Genomic DNA, 17,186 nt, shown 5'->3' on the forward strand with positions numbered 1-17,186 from the left:
AGGTGTCGTGGTTCATTTGCCCACCGAATAAATGAGGTACAGACTCGTCATGGTCGGCAGCAGCTGTTCCAGCAGGCGGTTGAAGCGTGCGACTTCCGCCGTGCCCACGTACACCACGTCGAGCGGTTGAAGCTCGAATTCAGTGGAAAGCAGAATTGCGTCCACCTGCGTCATATCGAGCTGATAAATGGTTGGCTTGCGCGGATCGTTCGGCGTGCGCCGGATCACGAGAATCTGGCGCGGCTGCGCCGCACGCGGGTCGATGCTGTTCACGTCCGCAATGGCATCGGCGAGCGTGAGCTTGCCCTTGTTCATGAAGAGCGTTTGCGGCTTCGTCACTTCACCCAGCACGAACACGCGGCTCGCGTTGTGATCCGGCACGTAGAGAATGTCGCCTGCACGCAGCACGATGTTCTGCGATACGTCGCCGCGGTCCAGCGTGCGCTGCACGTCGAGCGTGTAGACCTTGCCGTCGCGCGTGAGCTGCACGCGCTGCAAATCGGCATCGGGCTGCGCGCCGCCGGCACGTGCAATGGCGTCCACCACGGTCATCTTGACGTCGGTGATAGGCATGGTGCCCGGGTTCTTCAGATCACCTGCCAGTTGCACCTGCTGGCTGCGAAACTGCGCGACACGCACGTCGAGCTGCGGCTTCACCGCGTAGCTGCCAAGCCGCGTGCGCAGCGTGGCGGCAATTTCGCCGGCGGTCATGCCGGCCACGTGCACGCGGCCCACGGTCGGAAAGTAGATCGCGCCATCCGCCGAAACGCGCTCGCCGTTCGGATCCACGAGCGCGCCCGGATTGCCGGCCCCAGTGGGACCGTTCAGCGCATTGGGGTCCGTCACGTTACCCGGTGTGGCAGCCGTCGCGCCGCCGTTCACCGTGAGTTCGGGGTGCCCCCATACGATGATGTTGAGCACGTCGCCCGCGCCCACCCGGTAATCTCCCTGTCTCGCCACCTCTTGTGGAAGCGCCTGCGTATTGCTCTCGTCGAACTTGATCTGCTGCGCAATGACGCCTGCGTCGATCATATGCACGGGGTAGACCGGCTTTTCCGTGCTCGCTTCGGGCTCTTTCTGCATGCGCGAAGGGTCGAGGTACGGCCCGGGCACTGCGGAACAACCCGCTACTGCCCCACTCACGAGGCAGGCAATGATCCTGTTTTTTCTGCTCATGTCGCTCTTCCGGTAATCGCCGGGCGCTCCAGTCCCGACGAAATGCTCTCCGCTACCGGCCACTGCCGGCATCGAAAATCCACGTTCGAATGGGAAGTTGCCGGCGTCAGGCGCGCGCTTCGAACGAAGCCCGATGCGCGAGGCGCCGCGCACCCGCACTCAGCATTGCGCGGCCTGGGCCAGCCGGCCAAGGTCGAGGCGCGGGCGCGACGGCAACGCCATTGATTCTCGGGAGCCGATGCTTCTGTTCTTTTCTTCTTCAGCAGCGCTGAGGAGCCGCTCGAATTCACGCTTGACGATGCCGTAGCATTCGCAGGCCTGCTCTTCGAGCCCGTCGCGGTCGAGGATGGTGATATGACCACGGCGCTGGCAGATGAGACCCGCGTCGTGGAGCTTGCCGGCGGCTTCGGTTACGCCCTCCCTGCGTACACCGAGCATGGTGGCAATCAGTTGCTGCGTCACGTCGAGCTCGTTGGTCTTGAGCCGGTCCTGCGTGAGCAGCAGCCAGCTGGACACCTGACGCATGATGTGGTGATGCCGGTTGCACAGCGAGCTTTGCGCGATCTGCGTGAGCAACGCCTGGATGTACAGCAGCATCAGCCGGTGAATGAGGCCGTGACGTTCGAATTCGCGCTTGAACGCCTGCGCGCTCATGACGTACGCGTACCCGGCGCTACGCACTTCGATACGTGTGGGCATGGCGAATCCGCCCATGAGTGCGGGCACGCCCACTACGCCTTCATTTCCGACTGCGGCCACTTCGGCGGTGGCGCCGTCGGCCATCAAAAAAATCATGGAAATAATGGCGGTGGCCGGGAAATACACCTGTTTTACAGCCTCGCCGGAATCCGACAGCAATTGGCCGGCTTGCAGCCGCCGCAGTTGCAGGTGAGGAGAGAGAGCATCGAACTCGGCCTCGGGTAGCGCACTGAGCAGGTGGTTCTCGAGTTGCTGGGTCATCAAGTCGGGCATGATCGTTTCCACTGGGTCTGGCCACACGCCTCGTGGGCGTGCGTAGGGTGAAAATGACAGGCTGGCTTACACCGCAGTTACCGCAGTGCACCAGGCGATCTGCCGGTGCATCGGGGCGTCTGGATACCATCCTCCGTTTTGCCGCCGTTCCCAAAGCCAGTTGCATGCCATGTGAATCAATGCCCTGTTTACCAACGATTTTTTTCTGAAGCCATGAAACGGCTTCTACGCGGCATCGCCCGACTGTCTCATATATGAACCATCCGGACGCCAAATGAAGGATATGGATGAGTAGATACAAATAGCTACATTTTGTTGCATTGCGTTCATGCAGATGGAATGCCCCGCCATTAGGGGAATCACGGAATCACGTGTGGCTTGCCGCGCCGCTTCGAGGCCATGAAACACCGCTTGCGGCACATTGCCCGGCGGCCCGAACTGTCTCGTCGATGAAACATTAAAAGGCAAATGAAAGCGATAAGGACGGGCAAGAAATATTGCACGACCGGCCTTTTCCCATTAATTCACACGGTAATTCTCTTATTCAGCGGTGCGAGAACCAAACAAAATGAGTTCTTAAGAGAATCTTAAATATCGCAATTCGCCTTCACTTTGCGTCAGTATTACCGTTTAAAAAGAATAATGAAAGCAGATGAATAACGAAATTACTGATGTGGGAAAGCGCACGTCGCATTTCCCATCAGGTGTGGTACACATCGGGCTTCACCGGCCCACGCGTCGCGGCACTCGTCCCGTACCGCGCAGCAAGAACGCACGTGGCCCCTGACAACGACAACACGGACGCTGTCATGCACCTCATCCTGCACCTTCTGCTCTATCTCACAAACTTCGGAGATCCGTATCTCACCGTGCCGCTCGCGGCACTCGTGCTCGCATGGTTCGCCGCGCAGCGCTTCTGGCGGCCGCTGATGACGTGGGCGTGCTGCTTCAGCGCGGGCGCATTGCTCGTAGCAGCGAGCCGCATCGCCCACGCCGGTTGGGGCATGGCGATGCCCGCACTCGACTTCACTGTGATCAGCGGCCACACCATGCTCTCGAGCGCCGTGTACCCCACGCTGCTCGCGCTCTTTGCGAGCCGCAATTCGCCGCGCACGGTCATGGGTCTCTTCGGGCTGGGGTTCGCGTTCGCCATTGCTATCGGCGCTTCGCGCGTGCTGATCGGATTTCACTCCACGTCGGAAGTGGTGAGCGGTCTTGCCATCGGCACGCTCGTATCGCTCGCCACGTGTGCGCCCATCATGATGCGTCAGGCGCGCGAGGCAACGGGCAACGTCACGACGATGCGCGACCCCACGCCGTTCACCGCATTCGCGCTGGCGCTCGTGGTGATCTGCCATGGGAAGGTGGCGCCGGTGTCGATATGGATCGATCACAAGGCGCCGCAACTCTCGCAGTGGAGCAGAACGCAGTTCGACGACGCGCGTTGATCGAGACGGAGCGTCATGCTCCTTCTGACGTCGTGCTTCTTCTGATCGGCTCAGACCTGCTTGCCGAAGCTGGAGAGCTTCGAACTCATGCTCACGTTCAGGTCCAGCGCTTCATGGCTCGCGGCCGCCGTGACGGCCGCGGTTTGCGCGGCGAGCGCGGCAGCGGTGGTCGGATCGTTCGCTGCGGGGTCTGTCACGGCCCCGGAAAGCGCGCCGTGTGCGCCGTCTGCTTCCAGCGCGCCCGGCACTTCGCTCAACACCGCGTGGCATGCGGCCAGCACGTGCTCGCGCGCGCCGCGATTGAGCACCTCGTGGTCCATGCCGGGAAAGACGAGCGCCTTCACGTACGGCATACGTCTGAGGCTGCGCCCGCCGATGCCGAAGTACATGTAGAACTCGTCGAGGCTGTGGTCCTCCAGGCTGAACACGAGACGCACGCGCACGCCGGAAGCATCGAGCCGCTTGAACATCGAACGCACCTGGTGGTTCGGTGTGGACGTGTAGAACGTGTCGCGCGAGAGCGTTGCAATCGCGGCCTGCACCTGGGCGAGCGCGTGCCGCCACATCGTGTGCAGCACGGGCCGCAACTGCACTTCGCCCCGTACGACCTGGCTCCACTTCGCCGCGCGAATCATGGAGCGCAGATGCGCGCGCGGCGACCCTCGCGGACGCTGCGTGGCGCCCTGAATCGTGCAGTCCTCGGGCAGCAGGAAACTCGCAGGGTTCACGAGCACGAGGCCCCGCACGGCGGGGTTCAGCGTGGCGGCGCGCAGGCCCGCATACGCGCCCGCGCAGATGCCCACCACGACGACATGATCGTAGCCCTGGTCCACGAGCCAGTTCGCGGCATGCGAAAGGTCGGCTGCCATCGCGCCATAGGAAGTCTGACCGGCCACACGCGTATGCATGGCACCCAGGCTCTCGCCGATACCATCGGCATCGATGCGCAGCGACGCGTGGCCGAGTTGCGCCACCTGCCGCGCAAGTTCGACACCGAAGCGGCCGTCGCCCACGTGGTGTGTGGCGCCCGTATTGGCGATCAGCAGCACGGAGCCGTGCCCTTGCGGCCCGCGATGCCGGGTCGGTTCGCAAAGCACGCCGAAAAGGCGCCCGTCGCCGATGCGCAGCGGCGATTCCACGGCGCCTTGCAGCGCGAGCACGGGCGGCACGGTGCTCACCGCGCGCGCCGGCTGCGTGCGCGGCACGGCGTCTTTCGCGAGCCACGTCGCGACACGGCGCAAAGTGGGGTCCGGCGTTTCCGTGAGCCACGGCGGCTGTAGCGTCTGAAGATAGTTCTCGAACGCGATGGAGCTCACGTCGAGGCCCTGTGCGCTCCAGTGCTCCGCGAGATTCGCGCTGCCGTCGCGCAGCCCGCTGTGTGCAATCAGCACGCGTTGCACGGGCGGCGCTTCGAGCTTGCAGAGGTCGAGGTCGCGCAACGCCTGAAGCCCCGCTTCGCTGAAGCGATGACCGAAGATGTCGTGCGCGCCCGCGGCAGGCACCGCATCGGCGCGCGAAATACGGGCTTTTTCACGCCATGTCTGGTGCAGCACGCCCATTTCGCGCATGAAAAGGCGCATGGAAACCACCGGGGCCAGCATGACGAGCGATTCCACGGGTGTGAGCGTTGCGGTCAGCGCGGCCACTGTGGCGCCCAGGCGAAAGCCCGCCAGCGAGACGCGCTCTACCGACGTTTCCCGCTTCAGGTAGTTCACCGCGTCTGCCGCTTCAGCGGCCCATTGAGCGGGGCGCAACCAGTCGCCCGTATCGGCGGAATCGCCTGTGCCCAGATAATCGAAGCGCAGCACGGGCACGCCGCGCGCCGCGAGGTCCATCGCGAGATGGCGTATCGCCTGATGCAGCCACATCGCTTCGTGTCCCGCCGGGTTGCAGAGCACGACGCCCTCGCCACCCTCGGCGTCATGCAGCCAGCCGGCGTGTCCGTTGAAAACGACCGGTCTCATGTCTTTATTTCCTGTTGTGGGTTGACGCGTGGCGTCACGTTGATGTCTCCATCAGCCCTCCCTGCCATTGCAGTATGGGTAAGGAAAATGCATGCGTTGGTGCGTTTTCACACTTACGTGCCGGCGCCCGGCGGGCACGCTGCTGGCTGCATCCTCGGGGTTAGCGAGCGCCGCGGCGGCCAGTAAGTTGGCTTCCGTACAGAGGTCGAACCCCTCGCGCCGTATGGTGATTGCGCATTCTTCGCCAGCATGGAGCCCCGTCGATGAGCACCGAACTTGTGCCACAAGCCGCACGACAGACCAGCACCGCCCCGCACACGACCCTCGTCGTGCAACCCGTGATCCTCGCCGGCGGCGCCGGCACGAGGCTATGGCCGCTGTCGCGCGAGCAGTATCCGAAGCAGCTGATCGAGCTGCTCGGTGAAGAGTCGCTGCTCGCCGCAACGGCGCGGCGGCTGGATGGTCTCGAAACATCGTGGACCGTATCCGATGAATTGCTGCTCGTGTGCGGCGAATCTCATCGACATATCAGCGCCTCGCAACTCGACGAGTGCGGCAAGTGCGCGCGCATCGTGCTGGAGCCGTGCGCGCGCAATACCGCGCCTGCGCTGACCGCGGCAGCACTCGTTGCCGAGGCGAAAGGCGAAGACGCAATCCTCGTCGTCATGCCTGCCGATCACGCGGTGCCGAACGCGGCCGCATTCCAGGAAGCGGTTTCGCGCGCCGCGCGTTACGCGGCCAACGGCGCGGTGGCCACCATCGGCGTATTGCCGCGTCATGCGGAGCCCGGCTACGGCTACATTCGCGTGGGCATGTCGATTGGCGCGGATGGCGGCTACACGATCGAGCGCTTCGTTGAGAAGCCGCATCGCGAGCTGGCCGAACAATACGTGCGCTCGGGCGAATACTGGTGGAACAGCGGCATCTTCGTCGTGCGCGCTTCGGTGTGGCTGAAGGCTATCGAAACGCTGTGCCCCGACATTCACGCAGCCTGTGTGGCAGCGCATCGCAACGCAACCTCGAATGGCCGCTTCGTGCAGTTGCATCCCGAAGACTTCGCGCGTTGCCGCAACGACTCCATCGACTACTCGGTCATGGAACGGCTCGCGGAATGCGGCAACCTGCCGGGCGTCGTGGTGCCCATGGATGCGCCGTGGTCCGACGTGGGTTCATGGGACTCGATCTGGGAAATCATGCCCAAAGATGCGGCGGGCAACGTGTCTCGCGGCCGCGTGATGTTCGAAGACACCACCAACACGTTCGCGCACTCGCAAGGGCGCCTCGTCGCATGTGTGGGGCTACGCGACGTCGTGGTGGTGGAAACGCCCGATGCCGTGCTGGTTGCCGACCGGCGCAATGCCCAGCAGATCCGCAACATCGTTTCGCGCCTGCGCGCGGAGCGCGGTCCCGAGGCGGACAATCACCGCAAGGTGCATCGTCCCTGGGGCTACTACGATTCGCTCGATTCGGGCGAGCGCTTCCAGGTGAAGCGCATCGTCGTGAAGCCGGGCGAAAGCCTCTCGCTGCAGATGCATCACCATCGCGCCGAACATTGGGTCGTGGTGCGCGGCACGGCACAGGTGACGTGCGGCGAGAAGACGTTCCTGCTGACCGAGAACCAGTCGACTTACATTCCGCTCGGCACCGTGCACCGCCTCAGCAACCCGGGCAAGACGCCGCTCGAAATCATCGAGGTGCAGTCGGGCACGTACCTGGGCGAAGACGACATCGTGCGCTTCGACGACAACTACGGTCGGCTCGACAAGGCCGCGGCGACCCAGTCGTCAACGCTGCCGGCGCAGGGGGCGCCGCAGATGCAGGCGCAGGCACACGTCCAGCAACAGCAGCAAGGTCGGAAGAATCCGCGCATTCGCGTAGGCCGCAACGTCAAGACGAGTTGAGCGCCGCGACAGCTTCACGGCGGGCCGTACGAATCGAATCGTGCTAGCATGCAGGGCCCAACGGCGCGTCTCACCGCGCGCCGTGACTCGCCATTAACCGGTACAGCGTGGCGCGCGAAATGCCCAGTTCGCGCGCCGCGCGATGCGGCCGGTCGCCGTGACGCATGAGCGCCACCTCGATCGCCTCGCGCTCGGCAGCGGCCCGCGCCTGCATGAGCGTATTCTCCAGCTCCCCCACGCGGTCCTCCAGTTCGAGGTCCGCGGCCGTGATCACACGCTGCTCCCCCATGACGATGGCCCTCCTGATGCGGTTGATGAGTTCGCGCACGTTGCCGGGCCACGGGTGCTCGTACATCGCGCGGATCGCGCAAGAGGAAAAACCGCGTATCTGGCGCCGTCCGTCGATGGGCAGGTAGCGGTCCAGTACGTGCCACGCGAGCAGCGCGATGTCGCTGCCGCGCTCGCGCAACGGCGGCTGTTCGATGCCGAGCACGCAGAGGCGGTGATAGAGGTCCGAACGAAAACGCCCTTCGGCCACGGCCTCCTCCAGGCTCACGTTGGCCGCGGCGATCACGCGCACGTCGACATCGATCTGTTCCGTGCCGCCGAGCCGCTGTATGTTTCTCTCCTGCAAAAAGCGCAGCAGGATGGTCTGGCTGTCGAGCGGCAGGTCTGCTATCTCGTCCAGAAACAGCGTGCCCCCGTGCGCGGCTTCCACAAGCCCGATCCTGCGCTGCCAGGCGCCCGTAAACGCGCCGCGTTCGTAGCCGAACAGAATCGACTGCGCGAGTTGCTGCGAAAGCGCACCGCAATTGATGGCGACGAAAGGACCGTTACGCCGCGACGAACGTTTGTGGATCACGTTCGCCGTGAGTTCCTTGCCGGTGCCGGACTCGCCCGATATCAGCACAGACGCCTCGCTCTTGGCCACCTTCGCGATGGAGCGGAAGAGTTCTTTCATGGCGTCGCAGGCGCCCACGATCTCGCCGTCCATGCTTTCGCCGGGCGGCGGCGTGTCTTCGAGCATCGCCATGCTGTGTTCTCGCTCCACGGCCTCCACGATCCGTTCCGTTTCGCACGGCAGCGCGACGAAGCGCGAGAAATAGCTGTGGATGGCATGGCGCAGCGCTTCGCTTCCCGTCTGGCCCGGGCCCACCACGCCGACCCAGCCGGGCTCCCGTCGGATGAATGACGAGCGGAATGTGGCGATTTCGAGCGGCGAGAAGCCGCTCGCGAAGTCGAACACGCCCACGGTGGGGCGGTTGCGCGCCAGCTGGCGCCGCAACTGGCTTGCGGAGTTCGCGATCATCACGTTCCAGCCGTGCTGCAGCAGCACGTCGCCGAGCCCGTCGGCGGGCGCGCGCGAAACGAGCACCAGCGAGCGGCGAGCAGGCGCATTCATGACCGCGGGCTCATGCTGAAATCCATGCGCCGCGCGAAGGCCACGCGACGCGAACGTACGCGACTCATACGAGGAAAAGCACCTCGGCCGATTTCAATGAGGGTCGCAATACGCATTGAAAAGCGCGCCACATGAACCCGTAATGGCGCACTCGTGAATTCACGGCACGGCAACGCAAATCGACCGGCAAATGCAGGAGCGTAAAAATTGCCATGCAAAAATAGAACCCTAAACATATCTACCGACTCGCCGTTGATTGAAAAAATCCACGCTTGAATTGTTGTGCCCACCGCTTTTCATCGAGCCTGCTATAGACATAGTTTGAAACGCCATTAACAAACGCTCACGAAACCGCAGTCGCAGCGGTCGCGAATACGAGCAACAAAGAAAGCACGGGCCGCAGCCTCATCGCGGGCTGCGAACCGTTATCCAACCCTTGTTTTGCGGGCTTTTGTGCAATCTGACGCGCGGCGCAGAAGGCGCTGCTTTCGTCAGCGGGCAGCTAAATTTCCAGTACGCAGAAAACGAACTTTCAATTGCCGGAGCGGACGCCAACGCAGTTTGACTGCGCGCTGGCGAGAGAATAATTGCAGCCGTGCTGCCGGTACTTATGTACGCTACCGAACCGAATATGACCCTCCTCGTAAATAGCATCGCCGTAACATATACAGCCCCCTGGCTTTATATGCCGCTGCAAATCAGGCAATAAATACCGCATTAACATTGATACAGGTAAATATCCGCGGTGATGGCCGGCATCGGGAATGACCGAGGCCTGCGGGGCTTGAGTGGGTGCCATGGTCATCAGCGCGGTTGCGAAGCGGCGGTGTCGTGCCCGCAGGGTGACGACGCGGGAGTTCGCCGTTCGATGCACTACCCTACTGCGCCCGCTTCCCGTCCGGCTAGCGGCGCTTACATCCTGTTGCTCCTGCAACAGTTTCCACCGGCTTGTGACAGCCTTTTACGTCGCAGCCCCAGTGTGCCGGACTGACCGTTGTATCCGGGCATCGCATCCACCCTGGAAGGCGATGCGCGACTGCCGAGGGCACCGTGGCAACCCTGCTCACTGAAACAGACGTTCGTGCGAATGAGGGCTTCACCAGGCTCTCAACAGAACAGTTGCACGAACTAAAAGAACGCGGCTTCGTCACCGTACGTGCGATCGCCCCACCGGCCGACGTCGCCATCATGGACGCCGTGATCCGCGACCTGCTTGCGCGCGGCGTGGGCTTCAAGGAAGGCGCACGCCGCGATCTGGTGGACCCGGAAGATGCACGCAGCGCGAACAGCCTGACGGAACTCGTGCGGCCGCAGAATTACGCAGCCGTACTGCGCCGCAGCGCCTACTTCGAATCCGCTTACGCCATTGCGCGCCAGGTGCTGGGCGACGACGCGGAATTCGCGTTCGACCACGCCATTCTCAAGCCGGCCTTTCACGGGGCCGAAACGCCCTGGCATCAGGACGAGGCGTATCAGGCCGAACGCGATAGCGAGCGCGACCAGATCGCATTCTGGATGCCCACCACTATCGCAACCGTCGAAAACGGCTGCATGCGCTACATACCGGGCTCGCACAAGCTTGGGGTGCATCCCCATCAGCCGCTGGGCGGCGACACGCGCGTTCACGCGCTGCAATGCATTGGCGACTTCGATCCGGACAGCGCGGCGTACTGCCCGCTGCAGCCCGGCGACGCCGTGATTCACGCCGGCCGCACGCTGCACTCCGCAGGCCCCAACCTGACCGCGGACCCACGGCTCGCCTATATCCTCGTATTCGCCGGCCCTTCGCGCCGACCCGCCGCGCCACGCGACCACAGCTGGTTGAAGCGGCCCAACGAGACGGCCGCGAGGCGTCGCAAGCTGTGGCTCTGGCGAGGCGGCGCCGTGATCGAGCTGGCACGACGCGTGGCGCGCAACCGCTATTACCATCCGGCGTTTTATGTGGGACGGCTGCGGCGTCTGCTGGCGCGGCAGAGCCGGACGTAAGCCCTTAGCCTCTGCCCGCGCTTGCCGTGCGAGCTTCCCGAGAAGGCGCTACATTGATCGCCATTCACTTCACGAGGAGCCGCGCATGTCCGACGTCAAGGCGAATTCCGCTTCGTCCACGCCCGTGCAACACAGCGTGCAGCCTGTTCGCGAGCAAACCCGCCATCTCGCGATGGCCGCGCGGCTCGACGCCGCCATCGACCGCGCGCTCGACGAGCAACGCATCGTGGGCACCGTGGTGCTCGTGGCGCACCGCGGCGAACGCGCTTACGCGCGCGCCGCAGGCTTCGCGGACCGCGAGGCACACGTCGCCATGCGCGAAGACAGCCTGTTTCGCCTTGCCTCCGTCACGAAGCCCATCGTGAGTCTTGCCGCGATGCGGCTCGTGGAAGAAGGCAAGCTTGCGCTGGACGACGCCGTCACGAAATGGCTGCCCGACTTCACGCCGCATCTGCTCTCGGACGGCCGCAGCACTGCACCGCGCATCACGATCCATCAGTTGCTCACGCACACGGCGGGGCTGCGCTACGGCTTTCACGAGCCGCCCGATTCGCCGTATCACCAGTTCGGCATTTCCGATGGCATCGACCACGTGCCGTTCGATCTCGACGCAAACCTGCGCCGCATCGCGAAGGCCCCGCTCGTCTACGCGCCCGGCACATCATGGCGTTATTCGGTGGCCATCGACGTGCTCGGCGCGGTGCTGGAGCGCGTCACGCACATGACGCTGCCGCAGGCGGTGGAAGCGCTCGTCACGGCCCCGCTCGGCATGCGTCAGACGACCTTCCATGTGCCGCCCGGCACGCCGCTCGTCGTGCCCTACGCCAACAGTTCGCCTGCGCCTGTGAAGATGCATGACGACATGGACGTGTTCCTGCCGCCCGAAGTGGGCTACGCGGTGCGCTTCTCGCCTTCGCGCGCATTCGACGCTCACGCCTTCCCCTCGGGCGGCGGCGGCATGATCGGCACCGCGCCGGAGTTGCTCCAGTTCTTCGAGACCATTCGCACGGGCGGCGCGCCCGTCGTCTCGCCGGAAACGGTGGCGCTCATGATGAAGAACCACGTGCCCCCGTCCATCGAGACGCGCGGGCCCGGCTGGGGCTTTGGATACGGCTGGGGCGTGATCCACGATGCCGCGCTCGCGCAGACGCCGCAACCGGCGGGCACGATTCAATGGGGCGGCGTGTACGGCCACATGTGGTTCGTGGACCCGATCAACCAGTTCACGGTGGTGGCCTTCACGAACACCGCGTTCGAAGGCATGCGCGGCCAGTTCAGCACCGACGTGCGCGACGCCATCTACGGCGCCGCGCCTATCCGTTAGTGCCGCCTCAGAGCCATGACTCAGTGGTTATGCCTGGATTCGCCGCGCGTTTCGATGATGTTGAGGTACAGCGTGGCCGGTTCCAGGCACGCACCGGTCGCATGCTGGCCCACCATGCTGCGATAGATCTCCTCCCACGGCGTCTTGTGCTGCAACACCGGCGCCTTCCACGCAGCACGGCGCGCGGCCATCTCGGCCTCGGGAATCAGTACGTCCACCTTGCGCGTGTTGAGGTCGATGCGGATACGGTCGCCGGTCTTGAGCAGCGCGAGGTTGCCGCCCACCGCGGCCTCGGGTGACACGTTGAGAATGGACGGACTCGCCGATGTGCCGCTCTGCCGGCCATCGCCGATAGTGGGCAGCGTATCGATGCCCTGCTTGAGGAGCGCCGCGGGCGGCTGCATGTTGACCACCTCCGCGCCGCCGGGGTAGCCCACCGGTCCGCAGTTGCGAATGACGAGCACTGAGTGTTCGTCCACGCCCAGCGCCGGGTCTTCGATGCGCGCGTGGTAGTCCTCCGGGCCTTCGAACACCACGGCCTTGCCTTCGAACACGTCGGGGTGCGCCGGGTCGGAGAGGAAGCGCTTGCGGAACGCCGGGTCGATCACGCTGATCTTCATCACCGCGCTTTCGAACAGATTGCCCGTCATCACCACGTAGCCCGCGGCCTCCTTGAGCGGCTTGCCGTAGCCGCGGATCACTTCGCGGTCCGGCTCGGGCACGTCCGCCAGGTCTTCGGCCAGCGTGCGGCCGGTCACGGTGCGCACGCTGCCGTCCAGCTTGCCTGCGGCCAGCAGCTCACGCATCACGGCCGGCACGCCGCCCGCGCGGTGAAACGCTTCGCCGAGAAAGCGCCCGGCCGGCTGGCAGTCCACGAGCAGCGGTACCTCGGGCCCGAGGCGCTGCCAGTCGTCGAGCGAATGGTCCACGCCCATGTGCCGCGCAATGGCCACCATGTGAATCGGGCAGTTCGACGACGCCCCCAGCGCCGCCGCCGCCACCACGGCGTTTTCGAAGGCGCCCTTGGTCATGATGTCCGAGGGACGCAGGTTCTCCGCCACCATCCCCACGATGCGCCTGCCGGTCTCATAAGCCATCCAGCCGCGCTCGCGATGCGGCGCCGGAATCGCGGCGCAGCCGGGCAGCGACATGCCGAGCGCTTCGGCCAGCGAGTTCATGGAAAGCGCGGTGCCCATCGTGTTGCAGTGCCCGGCCGACGGCGCCGACGACGCCACCATGTTCATGAAGCCGTCGTAATCGATCTCGCCCGAAGCGAGCAGCTTGCGCGCGTGCCAGATCACGGTGCCCGAGCCCGCGAGCTTGCCCTGCCACCAGCCGTCCAGCATGGGGCCGCCCGACAGCACGATGGCGGGAATGTTCACGGTGGCCGCGGCCATCAGGCAGGCGGGCGTGGTCTTGTCGCAGCCGGTGGTGAGCACGACGCCATCGATGGGATAGCCGTGCAGCACTTCCACGAGGCCCAGATACGCGAGATTGCGGTCCAGCGCGGCGGTGGGCCGCTTGCCCGTCTCCTGAATGGGATGCACCGGGAATTCGAGCGGCACGCCGCCCGCGTCGCGAATGCCGTCGCGCACGCGGCTTGCCAGTTCGAGGTGGTGTCGGTTGCAGGGCGCGAGGTCCGAGCCCGTCTGCGCAATGCCGATGATGGGCTTGCCCGACTGCAGTTCCTCGCGCGTGATGCCGTAGTTCATGTAGCGCTCCAGATAGAGCGCGGTCATGCCGGGGTCGGAGGGGTCGTTGAACCAGCGGCGGCTGCGCAGTCTGCCCTGTGTGGTGTCGGGTTGGGAGGCGCCGGTTGCTGCGTTGTTGGCCGGATCAGTGGGCGAATGCTTCGACACGCTTGTCTCCTTGTTTTGTCGTGTGGACGCGCGCCACACGGGAAACAAGGCTTCCCGCGCAACGGCACGCCTGAGGAAGCATCAAGCTTAAACGGAACGCGCTGTTCGTGCTGCGCAATAGACGCAAGCGATGCAAACGACGCACGCGACGCAAGCAAAGCAAGCGGCGCGTCCCGTGGTTCCGGCAGGTTCAGTTGGCGCCGCTCGCCGCCTTGGGCGTGCCGCCTTCGTCCGGCGTGAGCTGCGCGTAAACGTCGTGTGCGATTTCGAGCAGTTCCTTGCGGTTGATGCCGCCCGACACCGCGTAGCCCACGTCGCCGTCAATCCAGTAGAAGACGTTCACGGGGCCGTCCTGATAAAGCTTGAATGCCGTGGTGTTGGTGCTCGTCTTGCGCCGCGAAATGCACAGCGTGATGCGCTCGCCGTTGTGGTCGTGGTACATGAACTGCGCCACGGGGCCGTCGGCGCTGGGCAAGAGCCGCCCGCCCATCAGCTCGAAGCCGGTGCGCGTGAGAACGGGCGGACGCACGTCGGTGCCCAACCGGCTGGACACCCACTTCACGAGTTCCTGCTCGCGGTCGGCGCCGACCTCGACGGGGCGCGTCACCTCCGGCGCGTAGACCACGTGCGCGATGGCGGACTGCCGCGCGAACGACTGCCCCGGGTCCGGCGTGAAGCTCGCGTCGCGCACGGGCGCCTGCCCTGCTGCCGGCCCCATGCGGCCCGCCATCATGATGCTGCTGCCGAAGTTGCTGCCAATGCCGATTCCCACGCCCACCAGCAGCGCCGCGGCAATACCCGCGAACTGCGGCCAGTTGGCCGCGTCGCGCCAGCGCCGCTTCGCGGGCAACTGGAGACGCGCCGGCACCGGCTCGTCGAGCACGCGGTCGTAGCGTTCGTGCAGCAGGTTGTTGAGCGAGAAGTAGTGGCTGATGCGGTCCGCGAGTTCGGGCTGCCGCTCCAGCATCTGATCGATCTCGTCGCGGCGCTCGGGCGCGAGCGTGCCGTCCACGTACGCGTGGATCTCTTCTTCGCTGATCGTCGTTTGCCGTTCGTTCATCGCACCACCTTCAGTTTTGCGCTGGATTGCGTGCCCACCATCAAGGCGCGCAGCCGCTCCCGACCCCGCGAGAGCCGCGACATGACCGTGCCGATCGGAATGTCGAGCGCAAGCGCGACATCCGCGTAACTCATTTCCTCCAGCCCCACGAGCAACACCACCTCGCGCTGCTCGGCGGGCAGGCGCTGCAAGGCGAAGTCGAGATCGCGCACCTCCAGCCCGCTGGACGGATTCGTATGCACGGCGAGATCGTTCTCGAACGTGTGCGCTTCGTCGTCGACGGAAACGTGCGTGGCGCGCCCGGCCGGGCGGCGCATCTGGTTCGCGAAGACGTTGTGCATGATCGTGAAGAGCCACGCGCGCAGATCCGTGCCGCGCTGGAACTGATGACCGTTGCGCAAGGCGCGCTCCAGCGTGTCCTGCACCAGATCGTCGGCTAGTTCGCGATTGTGCAGCAGCGCGCGCGAATAGCGTCGCAGGCGCGGTACGTGTTCTATCAGTTCGTCGCGGACACTCATCGTGCTTCCTTTGCGGCTTGGGGCCTCGTGCACGCGCGGGTTACACGCGGATTCACGCGGCGGACGTCGGGGCAAACACGCCTCGCGGTGTTTTATTCCAGCGGTGACAGTTCATGCTTTGCGGCTTTGTCACCGTACGCCGATTTCCCCGGCCCTGCGCTGAACCTGTGCATCGTGAGCGCGTCGGCTGCGTGCATCAGCCCGCGTGCGGCGGCCGCGCCCACCAGCACGTAGCGCGTGTGGCCGTCGGTCCAGTAGAGCGCGCGCATCGTGCCCTGGCGGTAGGCGCGCCACTGCGGCATGGGCTGCGCGGTGAGGTCCCAGGCACGCAGCAGCACGACAGGCTCGCCCGCTGCGTTGCGGTAGACGAAGCCCGAGGCGCGGGTGAACCAGCCTTCCTGCACAGCGAGCGGTGCCACGGGGTACAGGCCGACGCTGGAGATATCGGGAGCGACGCCGGCAAGCGTGGCGCCAGCCTCGCCCGAAGCGCGCACGACGCTGCTGGTCTGATCGGCGGCGGCATGCTGCAAAGCCGTGAACGCCAGATCCGCCAGTTCGGCTTGCGGCACGCGTGTCGCGGCTATCAGCAGACCGCCTGCAACCGCGCTCGCGGCGAGCCCACCTGCAAGCACGCGGACGGCACGTCGCGCGGCGGCGCGCAGCCACGCGCGCCAGAAGGCAGCGCCATCGATGGAGCCTGCGTCGCTATCGTCGGCGGCACGAAAAGCATGCTGCAACTGCGCATTGAGCCGGCCATAGAACGCGACGCGGCGCGCCTCCGAAGGCCGCATTTGCAGATAGCGGTGCAGGCGATCGGCCTGCGCGGACGCTAGTTGGCCGTCGGCGAACGCCTGCAGGTCCGCTTCGGAAAGCGACGGTTCGTGGCGCAGATCGGTGCGGTTCATGGCAGCAGCGGCAGTGGCGCAAAGGTTCGTGGCCCGTCGGGGCACATCGGGGCACATCGGGGCGTTGATCGGGATGCTTATCCGGCTAACACGATCCGGCGCGCGTTATTCCCTTGCCGACCTTTCCGGTCTTTCAGGCCCTTTCGGCCAATTCAGGTTCTTTCCGGCCCGGCGCGATCGATTCGCTCCGCAGGCGAACCGTGCTCAGGGGAAAGCCTCAGGGGAGAACGTTAACCGCCCGCACCGCCTCGCTATTCCTGGCTCGCAACTTTATTTCGCCTTTCATGGTTTTCGCGGTGGGACCGGGAATATCGCCCCCGTGCTCATGGTTCGCCCGTTGCAATCCGCACCACTCCCAAGGAGTCACCATGAAGCTCTCTTCCATGCTCGTTCTCTGCGCCGCCGCGCTCACCTCCACCGCCGTGTTCGCCGAAGGCAAGACGCGCGCGCAGGTGTATCAGGAGTTGATCGAAGCCCAGCAGAACGGCCTCGATTTCGTTACGGACACCTCGTACCCCGACGTCAATCCGATCTTCGCCAACGTCGTCGCGCAGAGAAAGCAGCAGCGCCTCGCGCAGCAACCGCAGGCCGCGCCCGGCGTCGCGAATCGCGCCACGTCCGATGCGGCTTCTCAGTAAGCACGTGCGCAAAATTCGCCCGCGGCGGGAATA

General features: G+C 64.9%; 13 protein-coding genes. 5 read left to right on the forward strand and 8 right to left on the reverse strand.

The annotated features are described in order from the left end of the window. Positions 1-12: 12 nt before the first annotated feature. Both PKKP23_RS00575 and PKKP23_RS00580 read right to left on the reverse strand, forming a co-directional pair. Positions 13-1,176 carry a polysaccharide biosynthesis/export family protein gene (locus tag PKKP23_RS00575; RefSeq protein WP_033350715.1) on the reverse strand — a complete coding sequence of 388 codons (1,164 nt, stop codon included), beginning with the start codon at positions 1,174-1,176 and terminating at the stop codon, positions 13-15. Positions 1,177-1,335: 159 nt separating this feature from the next. Further along, complete coding sequence (locus PKKP23_RS00580; protein WP_033350732.1) at positions 1,336-2,148, reverse strand: Crp/Fnr family transcriptional regulator; 813 nt, start codon at positions 2,146-2,148, stop codon at positions 1,336-1,338. A gap of 809 nt (positions 2,149-2,957) precedes the next feature. On the opposite strand from PKKP23_RS00580, the gene PKKP23_RS00585 reads away from it, so the two are divergent. Further along, positions 2,958-3,596, forward strand: a complete 639-nt coding sequence (locus PKKP23_RS00585) for a phosphatase PAP2 family protein (protein WP_161978058.1) — start codon at positions 2,958-2,960, stop codon at positions 3,594-3,596. A 50-nt stretch (positions 3,597-3,646) separates the two neighbouring features. Here the strand turns inward: PKKP23_RS00585 and PKKP23_RS00590 are convergent, their stop codons facing one another. Next, positions 3,647-5,560, reverse strand: coding sequence for a serine aminopeptidase domain-containing protein (locus PKKP23_RS00590; protein WP_126875400.1), 1,914 nt, complete (start codon positions 5,558-5,560; stop codon positions 3,647-3,649). Positions 5,561-5,823: 263 nt separating this feature from the next. On the opposite strand from PKKP23_RS00590, the gene PKKP23_RS00595 reads away from it, so the two are divergent. Beyond that, the gene (locus PKKP23_RS00595; RefSeq protein WP_126875401.1) at positions 5,824-7,461 is read left to right on the forward strand and encodes a mannose-1-phosphate guanylyltransferase/mannose-6-phosphate isomerase; all 1,638 of its coding nucleotides are present in this window, start codon (positions 5,824-5,826) and stop codon (positions 7,459-7,461) included. 70 nt (positions 7,462-7,531) lie between these two features. Here PKKP23_RS00595 and PKKP23_RS00600 read toward each other — a convergent pair whose 3' ends face one another. Beyond that, a complete protein-coding gene (locus tag PKKP23_RS00600; protein WP_126875402.1) occupies positions 7,532-8,863 on the reverse strand; it encodes a sigma-54 dependent transcriptional regulator in 1,332 nt (443 codons plus the stop codon). A 1,119-nt stretch (positions 8,864-9,982) separates the two neighbouring features. Between PKKP23_RS00600 and PKKP23_RS00605 the strand changes: the two genes are divergently transcribed. Continuing rightward, positions 9,983-10,849 carry a phytanoyl-CoA dioxygenase family protein gene (locus PKKP23_RS00605; protein ID WP_017773960.1) on the forward strand — a complete coding sequence of 289 codons (867 nt, stop codon included), beginning with the start codon at positions 9,983-9,985 and terminating at the stop codon, positions 10,847-10,849. An 85-nt stretch (positions 10,850-10,934) separates the two neighbouring features. Continuing rightward, positions 10,935-12,173: a serine hydrolase domain-containing protein gene (locus tag PKKP23_RS00610; RefSeq protein ID WP_126875403.1), complete on the forward strand. Its 1,239-nt coding sequence runs from the start codon at positions 10,935-10,937 to the stop codon at positions 12,171-12,173. 20 nt (positions 12,174-12,193) lie between these two features. Here PKKP23_RS00610 and PKKP23_RS00615 read toward each other — a convergent pair whose 3' ends face one another. The 4 genes from PKKP23_RS00615 to PKKP23_RS00630 all read right to left on the reverse strand — a co-directional run bounded on the left by PKKP23_RS00615 (position 12,194) and on the right by PKKP23_RS00630 (position 16,515). Then, the gene (locus PKKP23_RS00615) at positions 12,194-14,032 is read right to left on the reverse strand and encodes an IlvD/Edd family dehydratase (RefSeq protein WP_126875404.1); all 1,839 of its coding nucleotides are present in this window, start codon (positions 14,030-14,032) and stop codon (positions 12,194-12,196) included. Positions 14,033-14,222: 190 nt separating this feature from the next. Then, positions 14,223-15,092 carry an anti-sigma factor family protein gene (locus PKKP23_RS00620; RefSeq protein ID WP_126875405.1) on the reverse strand — a complete coding sequence of 290 codons (870 nt, stop codon included), beginning with the start codon at positions 15,090-15,092 and terminating at the stop codon, positions 14,223-14,225. After that, entirely contained in the window at positions 15,089-15,610 is a 522-nt protein-coding gene (locus tag PKKP23_RS00625; protein ID WP_017773964.1) for an RNA polymerase sigma factor, read from the reverse strand. Before PKKP23_RS00625 ends, PKKP23_RS00620 begins: the two co-directional genes overlap by 4 nt. Positions 15,611-15,702: 92 nt before the next feature. Then, complete coding sequence (locus tag PKKP23_RS00630) at positions 15,703-16,515, reverse strand: anti-sigma factor family protein (RefSeq protein WP_126875406.1); 813 nt, start codon at positions 16,513-16,515, stop codon at positions 15,703-15,705. 368 nt (positions 16,516-16,883) lie between these two features. Here PKKP23_RS00630 and PKKP23_RS00635 point away from each other — a divergent pair, with 368 nt between their 5' ends. Next, the gene (locus PKKP23_RS00635; RefSeq protein ID WP_126875407.1) at positions 16,884-17,153 is read left to right on the forward strand and encodes a DUF4148 domain-containing protein; all 270 of its coding nucleotides are present in this window, start codon (positions 16,884-16,886) and stop codon (positions 17,151-17,153) included. Positions 17,154-17,186: the final 33 nt, after the last annotated feature.

The organism is Paraburkholderia kururiensis JCM 10599 = LMG 19447 (assembly GCF_003986935.1).
Taxonomy (GTDB): Bacteria; Pseudomonadota; Gammaproteobacteria; order Burkholderiales; family Burkholderiaceae; genus Paraburkholderia; species Paraburkholderia kururiensis.

Excerpts from the sequence above, each read along its gene's own strand:
- PKKP23_RS00620 (WP_126875405.1), bottom strand. The coding sequence starts at position 15,092 with ATGAACGAACGGCAAACGACGATCAGCGAAGAAGAGATCCACGCGTAC.
- PKKP23_RS00610 (WP_126875403.1), top strand. The coding sequence starts at position 10,935 with ATGTCCGACGTCAAGGCGAATTCCGCTTCGTCCACGCCCGTGCAACAC.
- PKKP23_RS00575 (WP_033350715.1), bottom strand. The coding sequence starts at position 1,176 with ATGAGCAGAAAAAACAGGATCATTGCCTGCCTCGTGAGTGGGGCAGTA.
- PKKP23_RS00600 (WP_126875402.1), bottom strand. The coding sequence starts at position 8,863 with ATGAATGCGCCTGCTCGCCGCTCGCTGGTGCTCGTTTCGCGCGCGCCC.
- PKKP23_RS00590 (WP_126875400.1), bottom strand. The coding sequence starts at position 5,560 with ATGAGACCGGTCGTTTTCAACGGACACGCCGGCTGGCTGCATGACGCC.
- PKKP23_RS00625 (WP_017773964.1), bottom strand. The coding sequence starts at position 15,610 with ATGAGTGTCCGCGACGAACTGATAGAACACGTACCGCGCCTGCGACGC.
- PKKP23_RS00580 (WP_033350732.1), bottom strand. The coding sequence starts at position 2,148 with ATGCCCGACTTGATGACCCAGCAACTCGAGAACCACCTGCTCAGTGCG.
- PKKP23_RS00585 (WP_161978058.1), top strand. The coding sequence starts at position 2,958 with ATGCACCTCATCCTGCACCTTCTGCTCTATCTCACAAACTTCGGAGAT.
- PKKP23_RS00595 (WP_126875401.1), top strand. The coding sequence starts at position 5,824 with ATGAGCACCGAACTTGTGCCACAAGCCGCACGACAGACCAGCACCGCC.
- PKKP23_RS00635 (WP_126875407.1), top strand. The coding sequence starts at position 16,884 with ATGAAGCTCTCTTCCATGCTCGTTCTCTGCGCCGCCGCGCTCACCTCC.
- PKKP23_RS00630 (WP_126875406.1), bottom strand. The coding sequence starts at position 16,515 with ATGAACCGCACCGATCTGCGCCACGAACCGTCGCTTTCCGAAGCGGAC.